General features: G+C 68.4%; 3 protein-coding genes and 1 other RNA gene. 2 read left to right on the top strand and 2 right to left on the bottom strand.

Annotated elements, in window-relative coordinates; genetic code table 11:
- Positions 1-39 precede the first annotated feature (39 nt).
- Positions 40-414, top strand: a transfer-messenger RNA (tmRNA) gene (gene ssrA, locus VFM98_RS01100).
- Between the two features lie 215 nt (positions 415-629).
- Positions 630-980 carry a hypothetical protein gene (locus tag VFM98_RS01095; protein ID WP_325108038.1) on the top strand — a complete coding sequence of 117 codons (351 nt, stop codon included), beginning with the start codon at positions 630-632 and terminating at the stop codon, positions 978-980.
- Between the two features lie 10 nt (positions 981-990).
- Here the strand turns inward: VFM98_RS01095 and VFM98_RS01090 are convergent, their stop codons facing one another.
- Positions 991-1,422: a VanZ family protein gene (locus VFM98_RS01090; protein WP_325108037.1), complete on the bottom strand. Its 432-nt coding sequence runs from the start codon at positions 1,420-1,422 to the stop codon at positions 991-993.
- A gap of 117 nt (positions 1,423-1,539) precedes the next feature.
- Positions 1,540-2,708: DUF1501 domain-containing protein (locus tag VFM98_RS01085; RefSeq protein ID WP_325108036.1), on the bottom strand; the 1,169-nt coding region annotated here is incomplete at its 5' end.

Genomic DNA, 2,708 nt, shown 5'->3' with positions numbered 1-2,708 from the left:
CTTGAAACCGGCGCGGGTGCCGTAAGATACTGGATTCCAGGGGCTGCACTGGTCTCGACGTGGGTTCGGACACGCAGCAGGGCATGTCGAGGGTCAGATCACCTCGTAAATCCAGCTGAAACAAACTAACTGCGAACGACGAACGTTTCGCCCTCGCCGCTTAATTGCCGGTGAGCCTTGCAACAGTTGGCCGATGGGCTGGGTCAGGGTCGTAAGGTCCTGACTGCAAGGGTACTTACATTGGCTGGCTTCCGGGCGGGTGCCTTGGCCGGAAGCGAGACTCAAGGGCACTGGCTGGCCGGATAGCGTGCGACTGCGCGATCCGGACGGCGAGATCCAAAACAGATCGCTAAACATGTAGAACTGTTCGTAGAAGGCTTGCGGACGCGGGTTCGATTCCCGCCAGCTCCACCATCCATAGCGGCCACGCCGGCGCGAAGCCGGCGCTGGCTCGCAGCGTCGGCTGCCTGAGCTTAGGCCGCCGGGCCTGAACGGACGCTGACTTTCACGCGCACGTCGACGGCTCCCTCGCAGGCATGCGCATCTCTCCGACGCCGCTGCAACTGGTCCGGTGTGACCTTGACGGTGATTCGCGCGCGACGCGCGAACCCACGATCAAGGAGTACGCCATGAACAAGATCCTCGGGGCCGTGATCGCCGGCCTGCTGCTTTCCACCGGTGCCATGGCGCACGAGCGCCATCACGGCATCGCATGTCCTCCCGGGCTGGTGAAGCGCCATGACGCCTGCGTCGCACCCGGCCATGTGCGCCGCGACCTGCGTGATCGGGAACTGGCGCAGCACGATGCGAGGGTGCGCCACCAACTCGCGCTGCGCGACGCACGCATCCGCCACGAGATCGCACTGCGCGAAGCGCACGCGCGGCACCAGGCCCTGCTGCGGGAGGCCCGGATCCGGCATCAGGCGCAGCTGGAGGCCGCGCGGCGGCGCCACGCGGAACAGCTCGCCTTGCGGCGCTGAGCGCACGGGCCTACTTGCCTGGCTGCGCTTCGCCGCGCAGCCAGGCACGGGAGAGCCACAGCAGCAGGCCTGCGCAGGCCGCGCCTGCCAGCGTGCCGGCCACGTCCACACCGACGTCACTCATGCGGGGCGTGCGCCCCGGCACCCAGAACTGCGCGATCTCGGACACGATCGCCACCGCGACGATGATCGCGAGCGTGGCGCGACTGCGCCCGGGCATGGCCAGCCTGGCAGCAAAACCCACCACCAGGAATGCGATCAGGTGCGCCAGGTTGATCGAGGCCGAATGCGCCTCGACCCAGTTCATGGGCACGCCGATCCAGCGGTACTGCACGCGCAGGAAACGCAGGAACGTGTTGGGCATCAACAGCAGCACCACGAGCACCCCGAGGCAGACGCCCATCAGGATCCGGCGCAGGGAGGAGAGGGTGAGGCGGAGCATGGCTCGTGCAGAGGTCGGGTGCCGGGAGATCGGCCCCCCGGCAGACGCCCCATCTTACGGGCGATCACGCAGCGCGGGTCGAATTCGCCCGGGCCTTCTCCCGCGCCGCTCGCCTGCTCACGTGACCGCGCCGATGCGGCTCGTGGGTGTCTGCGGCAGAACTTCCGACAAGGCAGGGTCGCCGAGGCGAAAGCGCTGCTCCAGGATTTCCGCAATCAGGCTTCGGAAGTCGGTCGTGACCTTCAGGTCGCGCCCCTGGTGAAGCGATGCGCTCTCCAGTCCGGGCCACTGGCCATGAACCTTTCCGCCGCGAACGCCCGCACCCAGCAGGATCGCGACGTTCCCGTGCCCATGGTCCGTTCCGCCGTTGCCGTTCTCCTGCACGGTCCGACCGAATTCGGACAGCACGATGACGGTCGTTTCCTGCAGGTGCCGATCGAGGCCGCGCGCCAGTGCGTCCAGTGCCTGCGCGAGCAGGGTGAACTTGCCGGCGAGAAGTCCGCGGGCTCCGCCCTGGTTCACATGGGTGTCCCAGCCGACCACCGGGACGAATGCCAAGCGGACGCGGGGATCCGCCGCCATCAGGCGGCCGAGACGGTGAACATCACGTGCCAGTCCGGCCGGCGACGGCGTTGCTTCACTGGCCATGGGGTCGGTGCTGCCCAGGGCGGCGAGCATCTCCAGGCGCGTCGACGTGAGCTGCTGCATGTTCCGGCCGAGCGGACCGTCGGGGTCGTATGTCTCGGAAAACGCGGCCACGGCCTGCGCGTTCGCTGCGCTGGCAGCGTCCGCCAGGCGGCCGGTTTCCATCGAGGCCACGGCCGCCTTTCCCTGCAGGACGCGCGGCATCGTCGGGCCGAGGCTGACGGCGAGCATGCGCCTTTCTTCGACGCTGCTTGCCGAAGCCCCGAGCTGCGAGGCGAGCCGGTTCATCCAGCCGTCCGGCGTGCTCTTGCGCCCCGGCGTGCCTGTTTCCAAGTACTCCTGCGCGTCGAAATGGGAGCGCGTCAGGTCGGGTGAGCCGCTCGCGTGCACGAAGGCGAGTTGCTGCGCTTTCCACCACGGCAGGAGCGCCGATGCCGCAGGGTGCAGGCCGAAAAGGTGGTCGAGGGGGAGCACACCATCCACCTGGCCGGGAGGAGCGAGAGCTATCCTGGCGCGGGCGCGGTAGTAGGCGCCATCTCCGTGCGGGACGACCAGGGAGAGGCCGTCCATGCCGCCGCGCAGCAGGACGACGACGAGCCTGGCGTGCGACGTGCCAGGCGCGCCCACGGCGATGCGGATGC

The sequence above is a fragment of the Ramlibacter sp. genome (genome assembly GCF_035706265.1).
Taxonomy (GTDB): domain Bacteria; phylum Pseudomonadota; class Gammaproteobacteria; order Burkholderiales; family Burkholderiaceae_C; genus Ramlibacter.
This window is presented reverse-complemented; position numbering and strand designations above follow the sequence as displayed.

Bases quoted from the DNA above. Each gene is read 5' to 3' on its own strand.
- VFM98_RS01095 (WP_325108038.1), top strand. From the start codon at position 630: ATGAACAAGATCCTCGGGGCCGTGATCGCCGGCCTGCTGCTTTCCACC.
- VFM98_RS01090 (WP_325108037.1), bottom strand. From the start codon at position 1,422: ATGCTCCGCCTCACCCTCTCCTCCCTGCGCCGGATCCTGATGGGCGTC.